Source organism: Mycobacterium sp. M26, from assembly GCF_001494595.1.
Classification (GTDB): domain Bacteria; phylum Actinomycetota; class Actinomycetes; order Mycobacteriales; family Mycobacteriaceae; genus Mycobacterium.
Map to the genome: position 1 here is coordinate 1,298,621 of NZ_LN929908.1, position 26,297 is coordinate 1,324,917.

Sequence of the window (26,297 nt, forward strand, 5' to 3'; positions counted from 1 at the left end):
TTACCCCTCAGTGTGGCGGCGCGACCTGGGGGATGGCAGGGCCGGAAGTCCCCGTTCGGAGGGCTTATCGGCGAGGCGGGGCGAGGACTTTCATGAACATCCGCATGGCCGGTTCCGGCACTCGGTCGCGGACCGCCAGTGCGGTGTTGGCCATCTTCGTGCGCGCCGGAGTGCCGCGGCCGAACAGTTTGTTGAGCGGTCCGCCGGTGGGTTCGAGGTCGACATGCAGGGGCGGGCCGCCGTCGGTGGCGCCGAGCGCAGACGAGATGACGATGCGCTGAATTTCGCTGGTGCCTTCGAAGATGGTGTAGAGCTTGGCGTCGCGGTACCACTTCTCCACCGGGTGGTCACTGATGTAACCCCATCCGCCCATGGTTTGGATCGCGCGTTCGGTGGTGCGTACGGCGACCTCGCTGGCGGCCAGTTTGGCCATCGACCCCTCGCCGCGGTCGAAGGGAACCCCGTTGGCGGCCATCCAGGACGCCCGCCAGGTGAGCAGCCGGGCCGCGTCGATCCCGGTCGCCAGATCGGCCAGTGGGAACGCAATGCCCTGGTTGTCGATGATGGGCGCCCCGAACGCCTCGCGACGGTTGGCGTAGGCGGTCATGTATTCCAATGCGGCGCGGGCGATCCCGAGTGCCTGGGCGGCCACCATCGGTCGGGTCTGTTCGAACGTTCCCAGGGTTGCCGACGCCGAGCGACGCCCGCCCGCCACGATCTCGCGAGCCCGGGCGAGTTTGTGCTCCAAGCGATCCTGGCCGCCGAGCAGGTTCCCACCGGGCACCCGGACACCGTCGAATCTCAGCTCCGCGGTATGCGACGCCCGGCAGCCCAGCTTGTCGAGTTTGCGCACCAAGTGCAGACCCGGGGTTCCGCCGGGCACCACGAACAACGCCTGGCCGCGGTGGCCGAGCTCTTCGTCGACCACGGCGTTGACCACGTGCACGTTGGCGATGCCGCCGTTGCCGATCCACATCTTGTGCCCGTCGATGATCCAGTCGTCCCCGTCCCGCCGGGCCCGGGTCCGCAGGTTGCGGACATCGCTGCCGCCCTCGGGTTCGGAGATCGCCAGGGCCGCCAGCTTGATGTCGCCGGGGGACCCGAAGCACTCCGGTGCCCAGGTGAGCATCTGCTCCGGGGTGGCGGCCTGGCCGATCGCGGCCAACGCCAGCGCGGGCATCACAATCGCCAAACCGATTCCTGCGCAACCCCAGAACAGTTCTTCCATGAACATCGGCAGCGACAGCCCGGTCGGGTCACCGATCAGATCCCGGTAGAACAACGGGCTGTAGAACCCCCGCTCGGCGGCTTCCTCGAGCACCGGCCACGGGAACTCCTGCCTACGGTCGTAGTCGGCGGCGACCGGGCGGATGCACTGTTCGGCGAATTCGTGGGTGCGCCGCGCGAGGTCGTGCTGTGCGGCGGTCGGCGTGAGGTCCAGGCCCATGCTGACCTGATACCTCCGGTACCACGAAGTCAAACCCCGACCACGATGAAGCCCCGGCTGCCGAGGAGTCGGTTGCTCGGCAGCACGGGGCTGACTGGGATATCGGCACCGCGCTCGCGGGCGTTACCCGGCTGACGTTTCGGGCCATGGGCAGCGGGTAGCCGACGTTCGGAGGTGACAGCATGCCCAAGACAGCCAAGAGCGGTAACGCCAAGAAGAGCGAACTGCCCAGCACGTTGCAGAAGTCCGATGCCAAGGCGCAGCGGACTTTCGCCAAGGCCCATGACTCGGCCGTCAAGGAGTACGGCGAGGGGGAGCGCGCCCACCGGGTGGCCTACAGCGCGCTCAAGCACAGCTACGAGAAAGTCGGCGACCATTGGGAGCCCAAGGACGAGAAGGGGCCCTCCGATGACCGGGCGCGCAGTGGTGGGCCGAATCCGACGGGTGCGTCCGCCGGTGGCGTGAACGCCAATGCCAGCAAGAAGCATCTGCTCGACGTGGCGCGCCGGCTCGACATCTCGGGGCGCTCGTCGATGAACAAAGACGAGTTGGTGTCGGCGATCGAGAAGGCCAACCGCCGCGAGACCAGCCGTAACCGCTGATCAGCGCTTGCGGGTGTCGGCCGGCTGCAGATCGGTGTCGCTGAAGAACTCCAGCAGGTACTTGCTCTCCTCGATGTCGCCGATCGTGCGGCGGGCCTTCTTGCGGGTGACGAGGATGCCGATCACGGCCACCACCCACACCACGTACTGCACGGACCACGCGAGCCGGAAGGACTCGAACGAGTAGCCGCCTGCCGCGCCGATGATCAGCCCCATCGCCTGCATCACCAGCAGCGAGGCCAGGAACCCGCCGACGTTGACCGCGCCCTGCGCGGTGCCCAGCGTGGGCTGCGGGTTGAAGGTGCGGGCGAAGTCGAAGCCCACCATCGACCCGGGCCCTCCCACCGAGATGATCACGATGAGCACCACCAGCAGCCAGTGCGGCGTGGGGGAGGGCAGGGCCAGCACCACGGTCCAGATCGCGGCATTGCTGCCGATGATGCCCAGCACGATCCGTGACCGCCGGTGCGGATGACGCCCGGTGAGGATCCCGATCACGACACCGGACACGATGGCCGAGACCACCGAGATGGTCAGCAGCGTGCCCGCCGCGCTACGCGAAAGATGCTGCGCCACCGTCAGATACGGAACACCCCACATCAACGCGAAGACGGTGACCGAGAACTGGGTTCCCATGTGGGTGAAGAAGCCCAGCCGGGTTCCCGGCCGCATCCACACCGTTTTGACGCTGCCCAGGGTCTCGCGCAGCGAGATCTCCTGCTTACTCACCTCGACACCGGCCGGGGCGTTGCGCACCAGCAGCAGGGTCAGCACCAGGGAGATAACGCCCAGTGCGGCCACCGAGACATAGGCGGTGGTCCAGCCGGAGCCGATCAGCAGGCTGAGGAACGGCACGGCCGACAGCACCTGCCCGAGTTGCCCGGAGATACCGGTCAACTGGGTCACCAGCGGGATCTGGCGAGGGCCGAACCAGTACGGCACCAGGCGCAGCACCGAGATGAACGTGAACGCGTCACCGAGGCCGACGACGGCGCGGGCGGCGATCGCTGTGGGCAGTGACTCGGTGAAAGCCAGCGTCAGCTGGCCGATCACCATCAGTGAGCCGCCGGCCAGGATCATCACCTTCGAGCCGAACCGGTCCAGCAGCAGGCCCGCCGGGATCTGTGCGGCCGCGTACACGATCACCTGCAGCACGACGAACGTCGAGAGCACCCCGGGGCTGGCGTTGAAGCGGTTGGCGGCATCGAGGCCCGAGACCCCGAGAGTGGTGCGGTCCAGTACGGCCACGATGTAGGCCAGCAAGCCGGTCGACCACACAATCCAGGCCCGCACTGACCCTCGCCTCTCGTTCGCCCGCCGCACTCGTCTTCGTCGACGTCCATCATCTCGCGCCGGTGCAAATCGTTTCCCGTCCTGCCGTAGCCCTGCTGGCTGGACAAAACCCCACGTCTATTGGCTGAAACTGCATCATCACGACACATTCACAGCTCCCGGCATAGCGTTTGCGCAGCTAAGGTGGTAGAAATAGCGTTTGATGTTGCCCAATCAAACGGATGCCTCTTCTTTGCTCTCATGACTGAGTACCGAATTACTGAGCTCGCGCGCGTGTCAGGAGTCACGTCGCGCAACATCCGTGCGTACCGCGAGCGGGGTCTGCTGGATCCGCCGCGACGGCAGGGCCGGGACGCCTTCTACGACGACCGGCACCTGGCCCAGCTCGAACTGATCAACCAGCTACTGGCCAAGGGCTTCACGTCCGTGCACATCGCCGCATTCATCGACGGCATCCGGCAGGGCCAGGACCTGTCCGAGGTTCTGGGCGTGCAGCCCGTCGAGGCCACCGACGAGATGACGCTGGACGCGGTGAGCGCCGCAGCGCAGCGTGCTGTCCGGCACGGCCTGGGCCGGGTCGTCGACGGCAGAGTGGTGATCACCGATCCGGAGATCGCCCGGGCACTGTCCGCAGTGGAGGACCCCGAGCAGTGCCTGCACCTGATGACCGAGGTGCTCGACACCACCGGCGAGGTGATCGACGACCTGGCGGTGCGGACAGTCGCGGTGTTGCGCAGTGGTTCCCCCAACGGGGTCGAGGACATCACCAAACGCGCCCTGCTCAGCCGGCTGCAGACGACCTTCGACGAGCACATGACCGCGCTGCTCTCGGAGTACGAGGCGTCCTAGCCTGCTAGACCCGGGTGGCGGCGGGATCCCCGCCGAAGCGCTGGGCCAGCCACACCGGGATCACCGCGAGCAGCGTCAGCGTCGCCGCGACGACGTTGATCACCGGCGCCTGGTTGGGCCGGAACAGATTGCCGAAGATCCAGATCGGCAGGGTCTGCACCGTCGGTCCCGCCGTGAAGGTGGTCACCACGATCTCGTCGAAGCTCAGCGCGAAGGCCAGGATCGCGCCGGCCACCAGAGCGCCGCGCATCATCGGGAACGTCACGTAGCGGAACGTCTGCCAGCTCGAGGCGCCCAGGTCCGAGGAGGCGTCTTCCAGGCCGGTGCCCAGCCGCCGCAGCCGGGCCTGGGTGTTGTTGAAGACGATCACGATGCAGAACGTGGCGTGCCCGATGATCACCGTCGCCAGTCCGAGGGTGACCCCCAGCGCCGAGGTGAACGTGGCGTTCAGCGCGATACCGGTGACGATGCCGGGCAGCGTAATCGGTAGGACCACAAGGAAACTGATCGTCTGCCTGCCGAAGAAGCTGTACCGCTGCACCGCGAACGCGGCCATCGTCCCCAGCACCAGCGCGATCGCCGTCGCACACAGGCCGACCACCACCGAGTTGCCCAGCGAGTGCCACATGCCTTCGCTGGACCACGCATCGGCCCACCACCTCAACGTGAAGCCGGTCGGCGGGAAGGCGAACGTCTTGGAGGCATTGAAGGCGTTGACCACCACCAGAAGCAGTGGGGCGTAGAGGAATACCAGCACCAGCCAGGTCCAGCCCCGGACCGTACGCCGCATACCCTTCGACAGCATCAGACATTCTCCAGTGCGCCGGTGCGCCGCATGGCCAGCAGGTACAGCACGATCGCGGTCAGCGGGATCAACGACAACGCCGCCGCCAGCGGCTGATTGTTGGCGGTGACGAGCTGCCCGTAGATGATGTTGCCCAGCATCTGGGTCTTGCCGCCCACGATCGTCACCGCGATGTAGTCACCCATCGACAGTGAGAACGTGAAGATCGATCCCGCGGCGATGCCCGGGAAGACCAGTGGCGCCACCACCGTCCGTAACGTCGTGGTGTCCGACGCGCCCAGATCGGAACTGGCGTCGATCAGCGCGTCAGGTACCCGCTCGAATGCGGCGAACACCGGAATCACCATGTAGGGCAACCACAGATAGGCCAGCGTGAGTGTTGTGGCGATCAGTCCATAGCCCGGCGTGTAGCCCGCCATCCAGTGCAGCGGGCCTTCGGGCGACAGCAGCATCCGCCACGCGTAGGCCTTCACCAGATAGCTCGCCCACAGCGGTGTGGTGACCGCGACCACCAGTGCCAGCCGTACCCGTGGCGAGGCCACCTTGGCCATGTAGAGCGCCAACGGGACGGCCAGCACGATGCAGATGACGGTGACCGTCAACGCGATCCCGATCGTGCGCAGCGTCGCCGTGCGGAACACCGCATCGGTGACGACCCGCACGATGTTGTCGCCGGTGTAGTTGCGCACCACCGCGCCGGTAAAGGGGTCCGTGCTCCAGAAGGCCGAAAGAAGCAGGACCGCAAGCGAACCCAGGTACGCGACGATCAGCCACGCCAGCGGGGGAACAAGCAGGAAGGCCAGCCGGAGCCGCTGGCCCACCCCCTGGGTCAGCCCTTGATCTGCTGCCACTTGTCGACCCACTCGCTGTAGGCCGTGCAGTTGTCGCCGCTGCCGTCCACGCACTGCTTCTGCGGAGTCGTCCAGTAACTGATCTTCTCGGCGTAGGCGGCGTCGGTGGCGTGGTAGGTGTCGCAGAACGACTTGTCGCTGGTGAACTCGCACGCCTTGGTCTGCGCCGGGGCCTCACCGAAGTACTCGGCCACCTGCGCGTTGATCTCCGGCGAGGTGATCCAGTCCATCCACTTGTACATGCAGGTCGGGTTCTTGGCCTTCGAGGCCACCATCCAGGTGTCCGACCAGCCGGTGGACCCTTCCTTGGGCAGCACGGTGGCGATCTTGACCTTGTTGTCGGATGTGAGCATGTTGGCGATCACCTGCCAGCTGGTGCCGATCACCGAGGTGCCGGACTCGAAGGCCTGGACCTCCTTGGTGTAATCCGACCAGTACTCACCGATGTTGGCGTGCTGTTCCTTGAGCAGGTCCACCGCCGCGTTGAGCTGGTCCTCGGTCAGCGAGTACGGATTCTTGATCCCCAGTTCGGGTTTCGTCTTCGACAGGTACAGCGCGGCATCGGCGATGTAGATCGGTGAGTCGTAGGCGGTGACCTTGCCCTTGTGGTCGGAGCCCGGGAAGACCGCGCCCCACGAGTCCGGGGCGTCCTTGACCACGTCGGTGTTGTACATCAGCAGGTTGGCTCCCCAGCCGTGCGGGATGCCGTACATCTGGCCGTCCACGGAGTTCCACGGCTTGTCCTTGAGGAACGCCGAGATGGTCTCGTAGTTGGGGACCAGCTTGGTGTTGACCGGCGCGACGTCACCGGCATAGATCAACCGCAGGGTGGCGTCACCGGAGGCGGACACACCGTCGTACTGTCCGGTACGCATAAGCTGCACCATCTCGTCGGAGGTGTTGCCGATCTTGATGTTGACCTTGCAGCCCGTCTTCTCCTCGAACGGGGTGACCCAGTTGACCTTCGGGTCGTTGGAGCCGTCCTCGGCGTAGCCCGGCCAGGCGACGAGGTTGAGCTGACCTTCGCCATTGCCCAGGGCCGCAAGCGGTTCCATCTTGGGCGGCGCGGTCGAGCTGCCGCCACTGGAGTTGGTGGAACTCGAACAGCCGGCGACCAGGGCGGCACAGGCGGCCAGGGTGACGCCGATCCGGCGGGTGGTGGTTCTCATCGCGGACTCCTTGTTTCAGTGCTGATCGGATAGTGCTCGGACGGCGCTGTCGGGCCAGGCCAGAACGACCCGGGCGCCGTGGTTGATGTCGGTGGACGCCTCGGCGGACAGCAGCGTCGCCGTCAGCCGTGCTCCGGCAGCGTCGGCGGCGACGCGGGTGATCGGGCCCGCATACACCACCTCGGCGACTTCGGCTGGGGCGCTGCGCATTCCGGCCGGTACCGATTCATTCGGCTGCAGTAGCAGGATGCGCTCGGGCCGGATCGCGAACGTGCCGGGGCGGCCCAGCAGGGACTCCGCGAGCGGGCCGGTGAACACGTTGGAGGTGCCGACGAAATCGGCGACGAACCGGTTGGCCGGATTCTCGTAGACCTCGCGAGCGGCGCCGATCTGCTCGATGCGGCCGTTGTTGAACACCGCGAGCCGGTCGCACAGCGTCAGCGCCTCGTCCTGATCATGGGTGACGATGACGAACGTGATGCCGACCTCGCGCTGAATGGCCTTGAGCTCCACCTGCATCTGCTCGCGCAGCTTCAGGTCGAGGGCGCCCAGCGGTTCGTCGAGCAGCAGAACCTTCGGGCGCCCGACGAGCGCGCGGGCCAGGGCCACCCGCTGCTGCTGGCCTCCGGAGAGCTGGTTGGGCTTGCGGTCGGCGAAGCCGGACAGCCGCACCATCTCGAGTGCGGCGCCGGTGCGTTCGCGGCGCTGCGCCTTCTCGACGCCTTTGACCTTCAGCCCGTATTCGACGTTCTGGGCCACCGTCATGTGCGGGAACAGGGCGTAGTCCTGGAAGACGGTGTTGGTGTCGCGTTTGGCCGGCGGCAGCGCGGTCACGTCGACGCCGCCGAGGTGGACGGTGCCGGCGGTGGGCTGCTCGAACCCGGCGATCATCCGTAGCACGGTCGTCTTACCTGATCCCGACGGGCCGAGGATCGCGAACAACTCGCCGTCGCCGACCGTCAGGTCTGCGCCCTCGACCGCCACGACCTCACCGAATACCTTCCTGACCCCACGCAACTCGATCTGTGGAGAGGCAGATGGCATGGGGGGATCGTACGGATAGCGTTGTTGCGCCGCAGCCCCATTGTTGTTTTCGCCGGTGGGCGCGCTGCTCGGCAACGGTTCGCGTGGGCGCACTGTCCATCGCGCCGAACGTGCATCCACTGCGAGAAAACGGACCAGATCTCGCCCTCACCGCACACTCGGCGGCAAGAGATGGGCGGGTGTGCACCCGGTGGTGATGCAGATGTGACCAGTGTCGATGATGTGGTTGGTGGGGTTCCTGTCATATTCTGAGGCTCGTGTTCGTGTCGCGACGCGACGTCCTGAAGCTTGCCGCCGCAACCCCGGCCGTCCTGGGTCTGGGGGCCATGACGTCAGCGCTGACCGCGCCGGAGGCGTCGGCCGAACCCCTCGGTGTGCTGCTCGACTACGCCGCCGGCGTCATCAGCGCCCAGGACCTGAAGGCCTCCGGGGCGATGGGCGCGATCCGGTATGTGTCCGACCGCAGGCCGGGCGGCGACTGGATGTTGGGCAAGCCGATCCAGCTGCCCGAGGCGCGCGACCTCTACCAGGCCGGCCTGAAGATCGTCTCGAACTATCAGTACGGCAAGCAGGACACCGCCGACTGGCTCGGCGGACAGCGGGCCGGGATCACCCACGCCAAACGCGGCTGGCAGTTGCACACCGCCGCGGGCGGGCCCATCGGCGCCCCGATCTACGTCTCGATCGACGACGACCCCTCCTACGACCAGTACAAACAGCAGGTGGCGCCCTACCTGCGGGCCTGGGAGTCGGTGATCGGTCACCAGCGTGTCGGCATCTACGGGAACTCCAAGACCATCGACTGGGCCCTCCAGGACGGCATCGGATCCTGGTTCTGGCAGCACAACTGGGGCTCGCCCAAGGGGTACACCCACCCGGCCGCACATCTGCACCAGGTCGAGATCGACAAGCGCAAGGTGGCTGGCATCGGTGTCGACCTGAACCACGTCATGAAGCCCAGCTTCGGCCAGTGGGACTGACGAATTCAGCGAAACTTACCGACCGGTAAGGATTTGCCAGCAAACATCGAAACGCCATTTTGGTGAACGATCGTGGACTGACCAACCGAGCAGATGCTTGGGCGGCGCCCGACGCGCGCCGCGACTGACAGAAAATTCTTACATAACGATTCGATAACAATCGTGCCTTGATCAGGGAAGTTATTCCTACTCCACCGTAACCACCTGCTTGCAGGACGTTTGTCCCGGTTCGTCTCGGTCGCCGTTCGGCCCCGTGTTACCGACCGTGTGGTTACCCGTCCGTAGAACTCGTCAGTAACCAATATCAGCGCGAAAATGGACCCGGTTCTTATGCCACTCTTAGTACAGCCGGTATGTCCGCAGACCCCTCCCGGAGCGGGGTTGGGGGAGCACTCCGGACACCGTGATTCGACGGGGAATCGCCACGAGCATCTACCGACATACGAAACGAAGCGCGACGCAACGCGACGACGAGCACCGAGGAGATAAGACAAGGTGACGATCCACGAGCACGACAGGCTGTCCAAGGGCGACGGATCACGACGCGGTGAGGCCATTCAGACCACCCACGCACTCGTCGACCGGCTCAACGCCGGTGAGCCCTACGCCGTCGCGTTCGGCGGTCAGGGCGCGGCCTGGCTGGAGACCCTCGAAGAGCTGGTGACCTCGGCCGGCATCGAATCCGAGCTGGCCACGCTGGCCGGCGAGGCTGAGCTGCTGCTGGAGCCGGTCGCCAAGGAACTGGTGGTCGTCCGCCCGATCGGCTTCGAGCCGCTGCGCTGGGTGCGCGCGCTGGCCGCTGAGGAGCCCGTCCCGTCGGCCAAGCAGCTGACCTCGGCCGCGGTGTCGGTGCCGGGCGTGCTGCTGACCCAGATCGCCGCGGTGCGCGCGCTGGCCCGCCAGGGACTCGACCTGACCGCCACCCCGCCGGTGGCCGTGGCCGGCCACTCGCAGGGCGTGCTGGCCGTCGAGGCGCTCAAGGCCGCCGGTGCTAAGGACGTCCAGCTCCTGGCCCTGGCCCAGCTGATCGGCGCCGCGGGCACCCTGGTGGCCCGTCGCCGCGGCATTTCCATCCTCGGTGACCGCCCGCCGATGGTGTCGGTGACCAACGCCGACCCCGAACGCATCTACGAACTCCTCGAAGAGTTTGCTCAGGATGTCCGCACCGTGCTGCCCCCGGTGCTGTCGATCCGCAACGGACGGCGTTCCGTCGTCATCACCGGGACCCCCGAACAGCTGTCCCGGTTCGAGCTGTACTGCGAGCAGATCGCCGAGAACGAGGCCGCCGAGCGCAAGAACAAGCTGCGCGGCGGCGCCGTCTTCTCGCCGGTGTTCGACCCGGTGCAGGTCGAGGTCGGCTTCCACACCCCGCGGCTGTCCGACGGCATCGACATCGTGGGCCGCTGGGCCCAGGCTGTCGGCTTGGACGTCGACCTGGCCCGCGCCATGACCGACGCCATCCTGGTTCAGCAGGTGGACTGGGTCGACGAGGTCGGCGCGTTGAACGACGCCGGCGCCCGCTGGATTCTTGACCTGGGCCCCGGCGACATCCTCACCCGGCTTACCGCCCCCGTCATCCGCGGCCTGGGCATCGGCATCGTGCCGGCCGCCACCCGCGGCGGCCAGCGCAACCTGTTCACCGTTGGCGCCGTGCCCGAGGTGGCCAAGCCGTGGTCGAGCTACGCCCCGTCGGTGGTCACCCTGCCCGACGGTTCGGTGAAGCTGTCCACGAAGTTCACCCGCCTGACCGGGCGCTCGCCGATCCTGCTGGCCGGCATGACGCCGACCACCGTCGACGCCAAGATCGTGGCCGCGGCCACCAACGGCGGACACTGGGCCGAACTGGCCGGCGGCGGCCAGGTGACCGAGCCCATCTTCGATCGCCGTATCGCCGAGCTGGAGACCCTGCTCGAGCCGGGCCGCGCCATCCAGTTCAACTCGCTGTTCCTCGACCCCTACCTGTGGAAGCTCCAGCTCGGCGGCAAGCGGCTGGTGCAGAAGGCCCGCCAGTCCGGCGCGCCGATCGACGGTGTGGTGGTCAGCGCCGGCATCCCCGAACTCGAAGAGGCCGTCGACCTGATCGACGAGCTGAACTCGGTGGGCATCGCCCACGTGGTGTTCAAGCCCGGCACCGTCGAGCAGATCCGCTCGGTGATCCGGATCGCCGCTGAGGTTCCCACCAAGCCGGTGATCGTCCACATCGAGGGCGGCCGCGCCGGTGGCCACCACTCCTGGGAGGACCTCGACGACCTGCTGCTGAGCACCTACTCGGAGCTGCGTGGCCGCTCGAACATCACGGTGTGCGTCGGCGGTGGCATCGGTACCCCGGAGCGGGCTGCCGAGTACCTGTCCGGCCGGTGGTCGGAGTCCTACGGCTACCCGCTGATGCCGGTCGACGGCATCCTGGTCGGCACCGCGGCCATGGCCTGCCTGGAGGCCACCACCTCCCCGGCGGTCAAGCAGCTGCTGGTCGACACCGTCGGCACCGACCAGTGGGTGGGTGCCGGAAAAGCCGTGAACGGCATGGCATCCGGGCGCAGCCAGCTCGGTGCGGACATCCACGAGATCGACAACGCCGCCTCACGCTGCGGCCGCCTGCTCGACGAGGTCGCCGGTGACGCCGACGCCGTCGCCGAGCGCCGCGACGAGATCATCGCCGCGATGGCGCCGACGGCCAAGCCGTACTTCGGTGACGTCGCCGACATGACCTACCGGCAGTGGCTGGATCGCTATGTCGAGCTCGCGATCGGTGCGGGCGACTCGACCGCCGACACCAAGACCGACGACTCGCCGTGGCTTGACATCACCTGGCGGGACCGCTTCGCCGAGATGCTGCAGCGCGCCGAAGCGCGTCTGAATGCCGTTGACAATGGCCCGATTCCGACGCTGTTCGCCGACGAGGCGCTGCTGGAGAACCCGGACGCGGCCATCGCCGCGCTGCTGGCGGCCTACCCGGACGCCGAGACGGTGCTGCTGCACCCGGCCGATGTCCCGTTCTTCGTCCAGCTGTGCAAGGTTCCGGGTAAGCCGGTCAACTTCGTCCCGGTCATCGACAAGGACGTGCGCCGCTGGTGGCGCAGTGACTCGCTGTGGCAGGCCCACGACGCCCGCTACACCGCCGACCAGGTCTGCGTCATCCCCGGCACCGAGGCTGTCGCCGGTATCACCCAGGTCGACGAGCCGGTCGCCGAACTGCTCGACCGCTTCGAGAAGGCCGCCGTCGACCAGGCACTGGCCGAAGGTGCCCGCCCCGAGCCGGTCGCCTCGCGCCTGCAGGTCCGCACCGACGTCGCCGGCCCGCTGGCCATCGTGCTGGATTCGCCCGACGTGCTGTGGGCCGGCCGCACCGCCACCAACCCGGTGCACCGGATCGCGCCGCCGTCGGCGTGGCTGGTTCACGACAATCGTTCTGCGACAAACCATTCCACCGGCGCTCGCCTGGAGGTCACCGGTCCTGACCGGGTCGTCTTGAGCGTGCCGCTGTCGGGTACCTGGATCGACATCGCCTTCACGCTGCCGGCCACTGTGGTCGACGGCGGAGCCCCGGTGGTGCGCACGGAGGACGCCGCCGCCGCGATGCGTGCCGTGCTGGCCATCGCCGCCGGTGTTGACGGCCCCGACGCGCTGCCGCCGGTGGTCAACGGCTCGACCACCGTCACCGTCGAGTGGGATCCCGAGCGCGTCGCCGACCACACCGGTGTCACCGCGACGTTCGGATCGCCACTGGCGCCGACGCTCTCGATCGTTCCCGACGCGCTGGTCGGCCGCTGCTGGCCTGCCGTGTTCGCCGCGATCGGTGCCGCGGCCACCGACACCGGCTTCCCGGTCGTCGAGGGTCTGCTGAGCCTGGTGCACCTGGACCACGCCGCTCAGCTGCTCAAGCCGCTGCCCAAGGACAAGACCCAATTGACCGTCACCGCAACGGCTTCGGTGGCCACCGACACCGAGGTCGGCCGCGTCGTCCCGGTCACCGTCAACGTCACCGACGCCAACGGGATCATCCTGGCGGTGCTCGAGGAGCGCTTCGCCATCCGCGGGCGCACCGGTGCGGCCGAACTGACCGACCCGGTGCGGGCCGGGGGAGCGGTGTCGGAGAACGCCACCGACACCCCGCGCCGCCGCCGCCGCGACGTCGCCATCCCGGCGCCGGTCGACATGCGGCCGTTCGCCGTGGTCTCCGGTGACCACAACCCGATCCACACCGACCAGGCCGCCGCGCTGCTGGCCGGGCTGGAATCGCCGATCGTGCACGGCATGTGGCTGTCGGCCGCCGCCCAGCACGTCGTCACCGCCACCGACGGCAAGCCGGTCCCGCCGGCCAAGCTGATCGGCTGGACCGCCCGCTTCCTGGGCATGGTCAAGCCGGGCGACGAGATCGACTTCCGTGTCGACCGCGTCGGAATCGATTTGGGCGCAGAGGTTCTCGAGATCTCGGCCAAGGTCGGCACCGACCTGGTGATGAGTGCCACCGCCCGGTTGGCCGCACCCAAGACGGTGTATGCCTTCCCCGGCCAGGGCATCCAGTACAAGGGCATGGGCATGGAGGTGCGGGGCCGGTCCAAGGCCGCCCGCAAGGTCTGGGACAACGCCGACAAGTTCACCCGCGAGACGCTGGGCTTCTCGGTACTGCACGTGGTGCGCGACAACCCGACCAGCCTGATCGCCTCCGGTGTGCACTACCAGCACCCTGAAGGTGTGCTCTACCTGACGCAGTTCACCCAGGTGGCGATGGCCACCGTCGCGGCCGCGCAGGTGGCCGAGATGCGCGAGCAGGGTGCCTTCGTCGAGGGCGCGATCGCTTGCGGTCACTCCGTGGGTGAGTACACCGCGCTGGCCTGCGTGTCCGGCGTGTACCCGCTGGAAGCGCTGCTGGAGGTGGTGTTCCACCGCGGTAGCAAGATGCACGACATCGTCCCGCGTGACGAGATGGGCCGTTCGGACTACCGGCTGGCCGCCATCCGGCCCTCGCAGATCGAACTCGACGACGCCGACGTGCCCGCCTTCGTCGCCGGAATCGCCGAGAGCACAGGCGAATTCCTGCAGATCGTGAACTTCAACCTGCGCGGTTCGCAGTATGCGATCGCCGGCACGGTGCGCGGTCTGGAGGCACTGGAGGCCGAGGTCGAGCGGCGCCGCGAGCTCACCGGTGGCAAGCGCTCGTTCATCCTGGTGCCCGGTATCGACGTGCCGTTCCACTCCAGCGTGCTGCGGGTGGGTGTCGACGACTTCCGTCGCTCGCTGGAGCGCGTCATGCCGCGCGACGCCGATCCGAACCTGCTGATCGGGCGCTACATCCCGAACCTGGTGCCGCGGCCGTTCACCCTGGACCGCGACTTCATCCAGGAGATCCGCGATCTGGTGCCGGCCGAGCCGCTCGACGAGGTGCTCGCCGACTACGACACCTGGCGTAACGAGAAGCCGCGCGAGCTGTGCCGCAAGATCGTCATCGAGCTGCTGGCCTGGCAGTTCGCCAGCCCGGTGCGCTGGATCGAGACCCAGGACCTGCTCTTCATCGAGGAGGCCGCCGGCGGTCTGGGTGTGGAGCGCTTCGTCGAGGTCGGCGTCAAGTCCGCGCCGACCGTCGCGGGCCTGGCCAGCAACACCCTGAAGCTGCCCGAATATGCCCACAGCACAGTCGAAGTGCTCAACACCGAGCGTGACGCCCAGGTGCTGTTCGCCACCGACACCGACCCCGAACCGGAGGAGGAGCCGGCGGCTGCCGAGCCGGTCGCCGCCGATGCGGCTCCTGCCGAGGCCGCTGCCCCCGCACCGGCGCCGGCTGCTGCGCCGTCCGGCGGGCCGCGTCCTGACGACATCGTCTTCGACGCCGGCGACGCCACCCTGGCGCTGATCGCGCTGAGCGCCAAGATGCGCATCGACCAGATCGAGCAGCTGGACTCCATCGAGTCGATCACCGACGGTGCGTCCTCGCGGCGCAACCAACTATTGGTCGACCTCGGCTCCGAGCTCAATCTGGGCGCGATCGACGGTGCCGCCGAGGCGGACCTGGCCTCGCTGAAGGGGCAGGTCTCGAAGTTGGCCCGCACCTACAAGCCGTTCGGCCCGGTGCTGTCCGATGCGATCAACGATCAGCTGCGCACCGTGCTCGGCCCGTCCGGCAAGCGGCCGGCGGCCATCGCCGAACGGGTCAAGAAGACCTGGGAGCTCGGCGACGGCTGGGCCAAGCACGTCACCGCCGAACTGGCGCTGGGCACCCGTGAGGGCAGCAGCGTGCGCGGCGGTTCGCTCGGCGGCCTGCACGAGGGTGCACTGGCCGACGCTGCCGCCGTCGACAAGGTCATCGACGCCGCGGTCGCCGCGGTGGCAGCCCGTAAGGGCATCGCAGTGTCGCTGCCGTCGGCCGGTGGTGCCGCCGGTGGTGTGGTGGACTCGGCCGCGCTCGGCGAGTTCGCCGAGAAGGTCACCGGCCGCGACGGTGTGCTGGCGTCGGCCGCCCGCCTGGTGCTGGGACAGCTGGGTCTGGACACCCCGGTGTCGGTGCCGGCCGCGGCCACCGACGCCGAACTGATCGACCTGGTCACCACCGAGCTGGGCTCGGACTGGCCGCGCCTGGTCGCGCCGGCGTTCGACGGCAAGAAGGCGGTGCTGCTCGACGACCGGTGGGCCAGTGCCCGTGAGGATCTGGTCAAGCTCTGGCTGGCCGACGAAGGCGATATCGACGCCGACTGGACCCGGCTGTCGGAGCGGTTCGAGGGTGCCGGCCACGTGGTCGCGACCCAGGCCAGCTGGTGGCAGGGGCGTGCACTAGCGGCTGGCCGCACCATCCATGCCTCGCTGTTCGGCCGGATCGCCGCCGGTGCGGAGAACCCCGACAAGGGCCGCTACGGCGATGAGATCGCGGTGGTGACCGGTGCGTCCAAGGGCTCGATCGCCGCCTCGGTGGTCGCGCAACTGCTCGACGGCGGAGCCACCGTGGTGGCCACCACGTCCAAGCTCGACGATGACCGGTTGGACTTCTACAAGAAGATCTACCGCGACAACGCCCGCTTCGGCGCGGCGCTGTGGATCGTCCCGGCCAACATGGCGTCCTACGCCGATATCGACGCCCTGGTGTCGTGGGTCGGCAGCGAGCAGACCGAAAGCCTTGGGCCGCAGTCGATTCACCTCAAGGATGCGCAGACCCCGACGCTGCTGTTCCCGTTCGCCGCACCGCGGGTGGCCGGGGACATGTCGGAGGCCGGCTCGCGCTCCGAGATGGAGATGAAGGTGCTGCTGTGGGCCGTCGAGCGGCTCATCGGTGGGCTGTCGTCCATCGGCGCCGAGCGCGACATCGCCTCGCGTCTGCACGTGGTGCTGCCCGGTTCACCCAACCGCGGCATGTTCGGTGGTGACGGCGCCTACGGCGAGTCCAAGTCCGCACTGGACGCGGTGGTCAACCGCTGGAACGCCGAATCGTCCTGGGCGCAGCGCGTCAGCTTCGCGCACGCCCTGATCGGCTGGACCAAGGGCACCGGCCTGATGGGTCACAACGACGCCATCGTCGATGCGGTCGAGGAAGCCGGGGTCACCACCTACACCACCGCGGAGATGGCAGCCATGCTGCTCGACCTCTGCTCGGTGGACGCCAAGGTGGCCGCGGCCAACGCGCCGCTGAAGGTCGACCTCACCGGTGGCCTGGGTGACGTCCAGCTGGACATGGCCGAGCTGGCTGCCAAGGCCCGCGAGGAGATGACGGCCGAGGCTGCCGCCGATGACGACGAACCGGCACCGGGCACCATCGCCGCGTTGCCGTCGCCGCCGCGCGGACTCACGGCCACCACTCCGCCGGAGTGGGCCGATATCGACGTCGACCCGGCCGATCTGGTGGTCATCGTCGGCGGTGCTGAACTCGGCCCGTACGGCTCGTCGCGCACCCGCTTCGAGATGGAGGTCGACAACGAGCTGTCGGCCGCCGGTGTCCTCGAGCTGGCCTGGACCACCGGGCTGATCACGTGGGAGGACGACCCGAAGCCGGGTTGGTACGACGTCGCCTCCGGTGACCTGGTCGACGAGGCCGAACTGGTGGAGCGCTACCACGACACCGTCGTGGAACGGTGCGGCATCCGCGAATTCGTCGACGACGGTGCCATCGGTGCCGACCACTCCCCGCAGCTGCTGGTCAGTGTCTTCCTGGACAAGGACTTCAGCTTCGTGGTGGCCAACGAGGCGGAGGCTCGGGCGTTCGAGCAGGCCGACCCCGATCACACCGTGGTGCTGCCCGTCCCGGATTCCGGCGACTGGCAGGTGATCCGCAAGGCGGGCACCGAGATTCGGGTGCCGCGCAAGGCCAAGCTGTCGCGCACCGTGGGTGGTCAGATCCCCACCGGGTTCGACCCGACTGTGTGGGGTATCAGCCCCGACATGGTCAGCTCGGCCGACCGGGTGGCGCTGTGGAACATCGTCGCCACGGTGGACGCGTTCCTGTCATCGGGCTTCACCCCGACCGAACTGATGCGCTGGGTGCACCCCAGCCTGGTGGCCAGCACGCAGGGCACCGGTATCGGCGGCCTGACGAGCATGCAGACCATGTTCCACGGCAACCTGCTGGGTACTGCCAAGCCGAACGACATCCTGCAGGAAGTTCTGCCGAATGTTGTTGCAGCCCATGTGATGCAGTCCTACGTGGGCGGTTACGGCGCGATGGTCCACCCGGTGGGCGCCTGCGCCACGGCCGCGGTGTCGGTCGAGGAGGGTGTCGACAAGATCCGGCTCGGCAAGGCCGAACTGGTGGTCGCCGGCGGCTTTGACGACATGACCTCGGACGCCATCACCGGCTTCGGTGACATGTCGGCCACCGCGGACACCGAGATGATGCGCGCCAAGGGCATCAGCGATTCGAAGATCTCCCGTGCCAACGACCGTCGCCGGCTGGGCTTCCTGGAAGCCCAGGGTGGTGGCACCATCCTGCTGGCCCGCGGTGACCTGGCGCTGAAGATGGGTCTGCCGGTGCTGGCCGTGGTCGGCTACGCGCAGAGCTTCGGCGACGGCGTGCACACCTCGATCCCGGCTCCGGGGCTCGGTGCGCTGGGCGCCGGTCGCGGCGGCAAGGATTCGGTGCTGGCCCGCTCGCTGGCCAAGCTGGGCGTGGGAGCCGACGACATCGCGGTGATCTCCAAGCACGACACCTCGACGCTGGCCAATGATCCCAACGAGACCGAGCTGCACGAGCGGCTGGCCGACTCGATGGGCCGTTCGCAGGGTGCCCCGCTGTTCATCGTGTCGCAGAAGACGCTGACGGGTCACGCCAAGGGCGGTGCCGCGGTCTTCCAGATGATGGGCCTGTGCCAGGTGCTGCGCGAGGGCGTCATTCCGCCGAACCGCAGCCTGGACTGCGTCGACGACGAGCTGGCCACCTCGGGCCACTTCGTGTGGGCGCGCGAAACCCTGCGTCTGGGTGACAAGTTCCCGCTGAAGGCGGGCCTGGTCACCAGCCTGGGCTTCGGTCACGTGTCGGGTCTGATCGCCCTGGTCCATCCGCAGGCGTTCCTGGCCTCGCTCACCGCCGAGCAGCGTGCGGACTACCTCGCGCGGGCCCAGCAGCGGGTGCTGGCCGGACAGCGGCGGCTGGCCTCGGCCATCGCCGGTGGGCGACCGCTCTACGAGAAGCCCGCTGATCGCCGGTTCGACCACGATCTGCCGGAGAAGCGTCAGGAGGCGGCAATGCTGCTCGACCCGGCGTCGCGCCTCGGCGATCACGATATTTACGTGCGGTAGGGTCTGTCGGCGTGGCGATTGTGGGTGTGGGTATCGACGTGGTGTCCATCCCGGATTTCGCCGAGCAGGTCGACCAGCCCGGGACGGTGTTCGCCGAGACGTTCACCCCGGGTGAGCGCCGCGACGCGGCCGACAAGAGTTCGGTCGCGGCGCGGCACCTCGCCGCTCGGTGGGCCGCCAAGGAGGCGGTGATCAAGGCCTGGTCGGGGTCCCGGTTCGCGCAGCGCCCCGTGCTGCCGGAGGGCATCCACCGCGATATCGAGGTGATCACCGATATGTGGGGCCGGCCCAAGGTCCGGCTCACCGGCGCGATCGCCGAGCACCTGGCCGAGGTCACCATCCACGTGTCGCTGACCCACGAGGGGGACACCGCCGCGGCGGTGGCCATCCTGGAGACGCTGTAACCCGTCAGGCCGCCGGCTTGTGTCTGCGCTGACTGGTGCCGGTTGTGTGCCGTGCAGTCGAATCGCCACTGGCTGCGGCCGCCCCGTGCGACGTCGTCGCCGATCGCTGACTGACCGTGCCTTTCCGAGTGGGTGCGAGCTGACGCGGCGAATTGTGCAGTGCCGGAGGCCGTGCGATCCGAACCTGAGGATCCTCATAACCCAGGTCGATAATCGGACGGAGTACGGAGTCGATGCCGTCGACAATCGATCGCTCTATTCCTAACTGGCGTAGAGGCATTGTGATTGGCAGCTCATGAGTGGGTACGCGGTAGACCGTGGTAGTGCCGCCCTGGCTGTTCGTACTGGTGGTGATGTTCTCGGCTGGAACGGAGGACAGGCTCGCGTTGTGTGCGACGGGATGGACGTAGAGGAATCCCATCACAGCGTTGATGTCGGTCAACAGATTCCACGGTTGTTTGATCGGATCGCCGATCAGGTCGTACTCGTTGACCACGATGATGGTGTTGAACCGCGTTTCCGGGATGGCGGCTGGCCGGTAATCGAGGATCGGAATATGAAGACCCGTAGCGCCTCGGAAGATGCCGTAATCGGGATCTGCAATGAGTACGAATGTCGTACTCGCCGGGACGCTGGGGTCTTTGTTCAAGCTGGCTTCCACCTGCTGCACCACGAGGGCCCCTTGGGAAGTGCCTGCCAAAACCTGCGGTCCTTCGCTGGATTTGACTGCGGTCGCGAGCCGTTCGGCGCCGATGTTCACCGAAGCGCCGAGCGTGTTGTCCCCTAGTCCGGTGATCGGCCAGAGTGCAGAAGGGTAATCGATCGTCGTGATCTGATCGTCCTCGAATAACCCGTCGAGCAGATCGGCTGTGCTACCGGAGGGGTTTGCTGGCAGGAGTTTGGCGAGTGATCCGCCGGTGCCGCCCACCCACAGGACAGTCGCCGAGTGCGCCGTCGGCACGTGAATGATCGCCACGATCAGAGCTGTGACTAAGAGAAGATACGGTCGTCGACGTAAGCGACTAGCCATCGCGATCCCCCCGCTCAACAGTTGCCCCATGGAATTGCGTTCCGCGCAACGCTGCGTCACTGGAAATCGTGGTGGGGAGCGGATTTGACGGGCTCAGTAGTGCGCTACTGCAATTCGTGGTCGGCCGTCGGAGCTGACTACCGTCCGCGCGAAGGCAGCGGTAAGGGGCTACCGTCGACTCCATGAGCGATCTCGTCGAACGCGTGCAGGCCGTGCTGCCCTCGGTGCGGGCCGACCTGGAAGACCTGGTGCGCATCCCGTCGGTGTGGGCCGACCCCGCCCGTCGTGACGAGGTACACCGCAGCGCGCAGGCGGTGGCCGATCTGCTGACCGCGGCCGGTTTCACCACCGTCGAGATCGTCAGTGAGGGCGGGGCGCCCGCGGTGATCGCCCACCATCCCGCCCCGCCAGGAGCGCCCACGGTGCTGCTCTACGCCCACCACGATGTCCAGCCCGAAGGTGAAGCAGCACAATGGGATTCGGACCCGTTCGAGCCGACTGAACGCGGCGGGCGGCTCTACGGCCGCGGCAGCGCCGACGACAAGGCCGGTATCGCCACCCATCTGGCGGCGTTCCGCGCCCACGACGGCAACCCGCCGGTCGGCGTCACCGTCTTCGTCGAGGGCGAGGAGGAGTCCGGCTCGCCGTCACTGGGCCGGTTGCTGGCCGCGCACAAGGACAAACTCGCCGCCGACGTCATCGTGATCGCCGACTCCGACAACTGGACCACCGAGATCCCGGCGCTCACGGTGTCGCTGCGTGGCCTGGCCGACTGTGTGGTGGAGGTGGCCACACTCGACCACGGCCTGCATTCCGGGCTGTGGGGTGGTGTGGTGCCCGACGCGCTCAGCGTGCTGGTGCGCCTGCTGGCCAGCCTGCATGACGACGACGGCAACGTCGCGGTGGCCGGTCTTTACGAGGGCACCGCCGCGGACGTCGACCGCGGCCCGCAGTGGGTACGCGAGGAGTCCGGTCTGCTCGACGGTGTGAGGGAAATCGGTTCCGGCCCAGTGGCACAGCGGATGTGGGCCAAGCCGGCGATCACGGTGATCGGCATCGACACCACCCCGATCGCCAAGGCGTCCAACACGCTGATCCCGCGGGCCAGCGCGAAGGTCAGCCTGCGGGTCGCGCCCGGCGGCGATGCGGCCGCCCATCTCGACGCGCTGCGCCGCCACCTCGAGTCCCACACGCCCTGGGGTGCCCACGTGACCGTCACCCCCGGCGACATCGGCCAGCCCTACGCCATCGACGTCAGCGGTCCGGTCTACGACGCGGCACGGGCCGCCTTCCAGCAGGCCTGGGGTACCGACGTCATCGACATGGGGATGGGCGGGTCGATCCCGTTCATCGCCGAATTCGCTGCGGCGTTCCCCGACGCCACCATCCTGGTAACCGGCGTCGAGGATCCCGGTACGCAGGCGCACAGCATCAACGAAAGCCTGCACCTGGGCGTTCTGGAACGTGCCGCCACCACCGAGGCGCTGCTCCTGGACAAGCTGGGCGATCTGCCCGCGTAGATCCACCCGCAGGGGCAGACTGGGCTCATGGGGGAGTTGACGCTGTGCAGCCTCGGCGGGGCGAGCACCGTCACGGGTTCCAAACACCTGCTGGGGAGTGGCAGCGCGCGAATCCTGGTGGACTGCGGGATGTTCCAGGGGGTCAAGAACCTCCGGGAACTCAACTGGAACCCGTTGCCCGTCGAGCCCGCCAGCATCGACGCGGTCGTGGTGACCCACGCCCATCTCGACCACACCGGCTATCTGCCGCGGCTGGTACGTGACGGATTCACCGGTCCGGTCCTGTCGACCGATGCGACCGCCGCGGTGGCCGCCATCATCCTGCGCGACAGTGCTTCTCTGCAGGAACGCGACGCCGAGTTCCTCAACCGGCACAAGGCCACCAAACACCATCCTGCGTTACCGCTGTATGACCGTGACGATGCCGAAAAGGCTCTCGAGAGGTTCACCACCCGGCCGTTCGGAGAGGCCTTCGAAGTGTTCGACGGCGGTCCGGTGGTCACGTTCCGCCGGGCCGGTCACATCCTGGGAGCGGCCACCGTCGAGGTGGCCTGGCAGGGACGGCGGGTGGTGTTCACCGGCGACCTGGGGCGCTACGACGACCCGGTGATGTTCGACCCGGAACCGGTGACCGCGGCCGACTATCTCGTGACCGAGTCGACGTACGGGGACCGCACCCACGGGCGGACCGACCCCGCCGAGACGCTGGCGTCGATCATCAACGCGACGGTGGAGCGCGGCGGCACCGTGGTAATCCCGGCGTTCGCGGTGGGCCGGGCCCAGACCCTGCTGTACTACCTGTGGCAGTTGCGGCGATCAGGCCGGCTGGCCGACGTCCCGGTGTATCTGGACAGTCCGATGGCGATCAACGTCAGCGACCTGCTGCGCACCCACCAGCACGACCACCGGCTGGGCCCCGAGGTCTACGAGCAGATGTGCGCGATGGCGAAATACACCCGGGATGCCGAGGAATCCAAACGGATCTCGGCCAGCAATGCGCCCAAGGTCGTCATCTCCGCCAGCGGCATGGCCACCGGCGGTCGAATCCTGCACCACCTCAAGGCCTTCGCGCCGGATCCGCGCAATACGATCATGCTCACCGGATATCAGGCACCCGGTACCCGCGGGCGCTCGATCGCGGCCGGTGAGCGCTCGGTGAAGATCCACGGCGAGTGGATCCCGATCAACGCCGAGGTCGCCAACCTGCAGATGCTCTCGGCGCACGCCGATGCCGATGAACTCATCCGATGGGCGTCCGGGTTCACCACCGCGCCGCGCCGGGTGTTCGTCGTGCACGGCGAACCGCAGGCCGCCGATACCCTGCGCAGGCGGCTGGACCACGAATTCGGCTGGCAGGCAACAGTTCCGCTGCCCAATCAGCTGTTCGATCTGTGACGGGGGATCGAGTGTGCATTCTGGGCGCCGAGTGTGCATCCAGGGCGGGATTCCACGCGAGATTTCGCCCCAGGCTCACACTCGGTGCCGTGAGTTCACACTCGACCGCTCAGACCTCGATATCGCGGCGCAGCTTGGCGACGTGACCGGTGGCCTTGACGTTGTACTGGGCGACCTCGATCTTGCCTTTCTCGTCGACCACGAACGTCGAGCGGATGACGCCCTGCACGGTCTTGCCGTACATCTTCTTCTCACCGTAGGCGCCCCACTCGGTGAGCACCGTCTTGTCCGGATCGCTCAGCAGCGGGAAGGTCAGCTCGTCGCGGTCGCGGAACTTGGCCAGCTTCTCGGGCTTGTCGGGGGAGATGCCGATGACGTCGATGCCCGCGCCGTTGAGTTCGGCCAGGCTGTCCCGGAAATCGCAGGCCTGCTTGGTGCACCCGGGCGTCATGGCGGCCGGGTAGAAGTAGACGATCACTTTGCGGCCCTTGAAGTCGGACAGCTTGACGGTTTTGCCGTCGGCGTCGAGCAGGCTGAACGCCGGGGCTTTGTCGCCAACCTCGAGGCGTGCTGTGTCGGTCACTGAGCGTCCTTTCTCCAAACCCTTGCCGGTGCGCCCGGTTCGCGGGGGCTGATCTAGGGTAGTTCGGCAGAGCGGCAGTTTGGAGGACGGAAGTGGCGGACCGGGATCCCGAGGCCATCAAGGCCGATATCGACGCGGCACGTGATCGGCTGGCGTTGACGGTCGACTCGCTGGCTGAACGTGCCAATCCCCAGCGCCTGGCCGACGACGTCAAGGCAGCGCTGCTGCGTTTCGTGAAGAAGCCCGCGGTGACCGCCGCCCTGGCGGGGGTCGGTGTGGTGACCGTCGTGCTGGTGGTCCGGCGCGTCCGGAACGGCTAGCGGCGGCGCAGCCAGTCGCCGAATGAGCGCCGGAATCCCGGCGGATTGGCCTGCAGGCCGATCCGGCTGCAACTGTGCACGGTCACCGGCGCAGGAGTGGTCGAGGCGGCATCGCGCTCAGGCTGGCGGGCGGGGCCGTCCGTCACCATGGGCAAATTCCTCACTGCGTCACTGGAAGCTGGGCCCGGATCTGACGTCCGGATCGAGCCAGCTAATTAGGACTATAACAGCATAGAACCCATCGACGCAGCACAATAGCCCATTATCGATTTCCAGCGCTTTGGTCGGTTATCGAAATCTAGAGGAAACCTGCTGGTCATCCCACGGCCTCCCGGAGTTGCCGCCGGTGTCTGCAGCGACCTTTCAGCGAGCTAACAGTTCGTCGACAAGCGCGCGCACCCGTCCGGCGATGTCATCACGGATGCGACGGACCACCTCGACCGGCTGGCCGGCGGGATCGTCGAGTTGCCAGTCCCGGTAGGACACGCCGGGAAAGTAGGGGCAGGTGTCACCGCACCCCATGGTGATGACGACGTCGCTGGTTTCGACCGCGTCCGCCGTCAGCACCTTCGGGGCGGCGGCGGTGATGTCGATGCCGATCTCGGCCATCGCCGCGACGGCGGCGGGGTTGATCTGCTCGGCGGGCTGGGTGCCGGCTGATCGCACCTCGATGCGATCACCGGCGAGCTCCGCCAGCAGACCCGCGGCCATCTGGGAGCGGCCGGCGTTGTGGACGCACACGAACAGCACGCTGGGGGTCATCGGAAGCGGCTCCTCAGTGCCAGCGAGACGTAGACCAGACCGACGAGCACGGGCACCTCGATGAGCGGACCGACCACCCCGGCCAGTGCCTGACCGGAGGTGGCCCCGAACGTCGCGATGGCGACCGCGATGGCGAGTTCGAAGTTGTTGCCCGCCGAGGTGAACGCCAGGGTCGTGGTGCGGGGGTACCCGAGTTTCAACGCGGCACCGACCAGGAACCCACTGGTCCACATGATCGCGAAGTACGCGAGCAGCGGCAGCGCGATGCGCACCACGTCCAGCGGCCGCGACGTGATCTGCTCGCCCTGCAGCGCGAACAGGATCACGATGGTGAACAGCAGTCCGTAGAGTGCCCACGGTCCGATCTTCGGTAGAAACGCGGTCTCGTACCACGTTCTGCCCCTGGCCTTTTCGCCGTAGCGGCGGGTCAGATAACCGGCGACCAGGGGGATACCCAGGAAGATCAGCACGGACTTGGCGATCTGCCATGTCGAGGCCGCGATGGCGGTTTGGTTCATCCCGAGCCAGCCGGGCAGCACCGACAGGTAGAACCAGGCCAGCACCGCGAACACGAGGACCTGGATCATCGAGTTGATGGCCACCAGGACGGCGGCCGCCTCACGGTCACCGCGGGCCAGGTCATTCCAGATGATCACCATCGCGATGCAGGGCGCGAGCCCGACGATGATGATGCCGGTGCGGTACTCGGGGAGGTCCGGCAGGAACACCCAGGCCAGGGTGAACATCAACGCAGGGCCGACCACCCACACCAGGAACAGTGCGGCCAGCAGCAGTTTGCGGTCCCGGGCGACGGTATCGAGCCGGTCGTAGCGCACCTTGGCCAGTACCGGGTACATCATCACCAGCAGACCGATCGCGATGGGCAGTGAGACGCCGTCGATCTGGACGGCGCTGATCGCGGTGCCCATCCCGGGGATGAGCCGCCCGAGCAGAAGTCCGAGTGCCATCGCCGCGCCGATCCAGACCGGCAGCAGCCGGTCGAGCGTCGACAGCCTGGCGGTGAGGTGGTCGTCGGTGGTCTCCGGGCTGGTCACGACGCGCAGCACCGACCCGGGGTGTCTGCCTCCTGCTCGTCGGCGGGCGCGCCGAAGAAGGTCTCCGAATCGGCCAGCACCGTGTAGACCTCCCAGCGTTCACCGCCGGGCCCGGTGACCCACACCTTGTCCTGGGTGGCGAAGCAGCAGGTGGAGCCGATCTCCTCTTCGGTGAACAGCCCTTCGCCGGCCAGCCGGGCGATCTCGGTGTGGACCGTGTCGCTGGTCTCCACTTCGACGCCGAGGTGGTTGAGCGTGCCGCCCTGCCCCGGGTTCTCCAGCAGCACGAGCTTCAGCGGCGGCTCGGCGATGGCGAAGTTGGCGTAGCCGGGCTTCACTTTGGCGGGCTCGGCGTTGAACAGCTTGGAGTAGAAGGTGATTGCGGTACCGAGGTCATCGACGTTGAGTGCGAGTTGTAGGCGCGACATGGGGACACCTCCGAGGTTCTGCGATATATGTCGAACTGGACGTCAG

18 protein-coding genes and 1 pseudogene are annotated in these 26,297 nt (G+C 67.5%); 8 read left to right on the forward strand and 11 right to left on the reverse strand.

Features of this window, described 5'->3' with window-relative positions:
* Nucleotides 1–64: 64 nt before the first annotated feature.
* Nucleotides 65–1,447 carry an acyl-CoA dehydrogenase family protein gene (locus BN3385_RS15525; RefSeq protein ID WP_059017846.1) on the reverse strand — a complete coding sequence of 461 codons (1,383 nt, stop codon included), beginning with the start codon at nt 1,445–1,447 and terminating at the stop codon, nt 65–67.
* 182 nt (nt 1,448–1,629) lie between these two features.
* Here BN3385_RS15525 and BN3385_RS15530 point away from each other — a divergent pair, with 182 nt between their 5' ends.
* Complete coding sequence (locus BN3385_RS15530; RefSeq protein ID WP_059017848.1) at nt 1,630–2,049, forward strand: ChaB family protein; 420 nt, start codon at nt 1,630–1,632, stop codon at nt 2,047–2,049.
* Here BN3385_RS15530 and BN3385_RS15535 read toward each other — a convergent pair whose 3' ends face one another.
* Nucleotides 2,050–3,342, reverse strand: coding sequence for an MFS transporter (locus BN3385_RS15535; protein ID WP_059017850.1), 1,293 nt, complete (start codon nt 3,340–3,342; stop codon nt 2,050–2,052).
* 273 nt (nt 3,343–3,615) lie between these two features.
* On the opposite strand from BN3385_RS15535, the gene BN3385_RS15540 reads away from it, so the two are divergent.
* Nucleotides 3,616–4,191, forward strand: coding sequence for a MerR family transcriptional regulator (locus BN3385_RS15540; RefSeq protein ID WP_059017851.1), 576 nt, complete (start codon nt 3,616–3,618; stop codon nt 4,189–4,191).
* A 4-nt stretch (nt 4,192–4,195) separates the two neighbouring features.
* Here the strand turns inward: BN3385_RS15540 and BN3385_RS15545 are convergent, their stop codons facing one another.
* The 4 genes from BN3385_RS15545 to BN3385_RS15560 are packed head-to-tail and all read right to left on the reverse strand — an operon-like array spanning nt 4,196 to nt 8,060.
* Nucleotides 4,196–4,996: an ABC transporter permease gene (locus tag BN3385_RS15545; RefSeq protein ID WP_059017853.1), complete on the reverse strand. Its 801-nt coding sequence runs from the start codon at nt 4,994–4,996 to the stop codon at nt 4,196–4,198.
* Complete coding sequence (locus BN3385_RS15550; protein WP_059017855.1) at nt 4,996–5,847, reverse strand: ABC transporter permease; 852 nt, start codon at nt 5,845–5,847, stop codon at nt 4,996–4,998. The genes BN3385_RS15545 and BN3385_RS15550 overlap by 1 nt, the downstream gene beginning before the upstream one ends.
* Nucleotides 5,826–7,016, reverse strand: coding sequence for an ABC transporter substrate-binding protein (locus BN3385_RS15555; RefSeq protein ID WP_059017857.1), 1,191 nt, complete (start codon nt 7,014–7,016; stop codon nt 5,826–5,828). The genes BN3385_RS15550 and BN3385_RS15555 overlap by 22 nt, the downstream gene beginning before the upstream one ends.
* A 15-nt stretch (nt 7,017–7,031) precedes the next feature.
* Nucleotides 7,032–8,060 (reverse strand): ABC transporter ATP-binding protein, encoded by a 1,029-nt coding sequence (locus BN3385_RS15560; RefSeq protein ID WP_059017859.1) that lies wholly within the window; start codon nt 8,058–8,060, stop codon nt 7,032–7,034.
* 257 nt (nt 8,061–8,317) lie between these two features.
* On the opposite strand from BN3385_RS15560, the gene BN3385_RS15565 reads away from it, so the two are divergent.
* The 3 genes from BN3385_RS15565 (at nt 8,318) to acpS (ending at nt 19,158) form a co-directional block, all read left to right on the forward strand.
* A complete protein-coding gene (locus tag BN3385_RS15565; RefSeq protein WP_059017861.1) occupies nt 8,318–9,040 on the forward strand; it encodes a glycoside hydrolase domain-containing protein in 723 nt (240 codons plus the stop codon).
* 495 nt (nt 9,041–9,535) lie between these two features.
* Nucleotides 9,536–18,754 (forward strand): type I polyketide synthase, encoded by a 9,219-nt coding sequence (locus BN3385_RS15570; RefSeq protein WP_059017863.1) that lies wholly within the window; start codon nt 9,536–9,538, stop codon nt 18,752–18,754.
* 11 nt (nt 18,755–18,765) lie between these two features.
* Nucleotides 18,766–19,158, forward strand: a complete 393-nt coding sequence (acpS, locus tag BN3385_RS15575; RefSeq protein ID WP_059017865.1) for a holo-ACP synthase AcpS — start codon at nt 18,766–18,768, stop codon at nt 19,156–19,158.
* Nucleotides 19,159–19,162: 4 nt separating this feature from the next.
* Here acpS and BN3385_RS15580 read toward each other — a convergent pair whose 3' ends face one another.
* On the reverse strand, nt 19,163–20,134 hold the full coding sequence (locus BN3385_RS15580; RefSeq protein WP_059017867.1) for a PE-PPE domain-containing protein: 972 nt from the start codon (nt 20,132–20,134) through the stop codon (nt 19,163–19,165).
* A 236-nt stretch (nt 20,135–20,370) separates the two neighbouring features.
* On the opposite strand from BN3385_RS15580, the gene BN3385_RS15585 reads away from it, so the two are divergent.
* On the forward strand, nt 20,371–21,708 hold the full coding sequence (locus BN3385_RS15585; RefSeq protein ID WP_059017869.1) for a dipeptidase: 1,338 nt from the start codon (nt 20,371–20,373) through the stop codon (nt 21,706–21,708).
* Nucleotides 21,709–21,735: 27 nt separating this feature from the next.
* The gene (locus BN3385_RS15590; protein WP_059017870.1) at nt 21,736–23,103 is read left to right on the forward strand and encodes an MBL fold metallo-hydrolase RNA specificity domain-containing protein; all 1,368 of its coding nucleotides are present in this window, start codon (nt 21,736–21,738) and stop codon (nt 23,101–23,103) included.
* A gap of 109 nt (nt 23,104–23,212) precedes the next feature.
* Here BN3385_RS15590 and bcp read toward each other — a convergent pair whose 3' ends face one another.
* The gene (bcp, locus tag BN3385_RS15595; protein ID WP_059017872.1) at nt 23,213–23,686 is read right to left on the reverse strand and encodes a thioredoxin-dependent thiol peroxidase; all 474 of its coding nucleotides are present in this window, start codon (nt 23,684–23,686) and stop codon (nt 23,213–23,215) included.
* A 92-nt stretch (nt 23,687–23,778) separates the two neighbouring features.
* Here bcp and BN3385_RS15600 point away from each other — a divergent pair, with 92 nt between their 5' ends.
* A complete protein-coding gene (locus BN3385_RS15600) occupies nt 23,779–24,006 on the forward strand; it encodes a DUF3618 domain-containing protein (RefSeq protein WP_059017874.1) in 228 nt (75 codons plus the stop codon).
* Here the strand turns inward: BN3385_RS15600 and BN3385_RS28235 are convergent.
* The 3 genes and pseudogenes from BN3385_RS28235 to BN3385_RS15615 form a co-directional block, all read right to left on the reverse strand.
* Nucleotides 24,003–24,155, reverse strand: a complete 153-nt coding sequence (locus tag BN3385_RS28235; protein ID WP_156432771.1) for a hypothetical protein — start codon at nt 24,153–24,155, stop codon at nt 24,003–24,005. The two genes, BN3385_RS15600 and BN3385_RS28235, sit on opposite strands and share 4 nt — an antisense overlap.
* Nucleotides 24,156–24,369: 214 nt before the next feature.
* Nucleotides 24,370–25,823: pseudogene (gene arsB / locus BN3385_RS15610) on the reverse strand (ACR3 family arsenite efflux transporter).
* Entirely contained in the window at nt 25,820–26,251 is a 432-nt protein-coding gene (locus BN3385_RS15615) for an ArsI/CadI family heavy metal resistance metalloenzyme (protein WP_059017879.1), read from the reverse strand. The pseudogene arsB and the gene BN3385_RS15615 overlap by 4 nt, the downstream one beginning before the upstream one ends.
* Between the last annotated feature and the right edge of the window lie 46 nt (nt 26,252–26,297).